Origin of the sequence: Streptosporangium sp. G11 (assembly GCF_051192615.1) — a bacterium.
Lineage (GTDB): Bacteria > Actinomycetota > Actinomycetes > Streptosporangiales > Streptosporangiaceae > Streptosporangium.
The window spans coordinates 1-526 of record NZ_JBPJUQ010000379.1; the positions used below are offsets into that span (position 1 = coordinate 1).

At 69.6% G+C, this 526-nt stretch carries 1 protein-coding gene; it reads right to left on the reverse strand.

Translation table 11 applies throughout. From position 1 onward, the window contains the following. Positions 1-55: 55 nt before the first annotated feature. The coding region (locus ACSDR0_RS51120) for a transposase (protein WP_435296221.1) at positions 56-526 on the reverse strand (471 nt) is incomplete at its 5' end.

Consider the following 526-nt stretch of genomic DNA (forward strand, 5'->3'; position numbering starts at 1 on the left):
GGGTGTCAAGGGAGGCCGGTCCGTGGTGGCCGTCGACGCCTATGGCGAGGTGTGATCAGGAGCGTTGGGCGTCGGCGGTTACCGCGGCGCGTGGGGGTCTGGGGGCGGTGGAGCCCCCAGGTTCTGCGGCGGGGAAAGCGACGTGCTCGGCGTAGGTCTGGCCGGTGGCCAGGCAGTGGAACAGGCAGCCGAGGAAGCGGTTGTAGAGGTTGCGCAAAGCCGAGGAGTGCCGGTCGCCGTGGTCTTTTCGCCGGTCGTAGTGGGTGCGGGCACCGGGGGATGCGGTGATGGCGGCGAAGGCCCAGATGTAGCCCACGGCGGCCAGGCGCTGATTCTTCACCCGGCGATGAACAACGGCTCGGCTGCGTCCGCTGGCGCGGGTGATGGGGGCGGCTCCGGCGTAGGCCTTGAGTGCACGAGCGTCGGCGAATCGGGTGCGGTCATCGCCGATCTCGGCGAACAGTCGTGCTCCGGTCAGTTCTCCCAGGCCGGGGAAGCTGGTGACGATGGCATGGTCAGGGTGGGC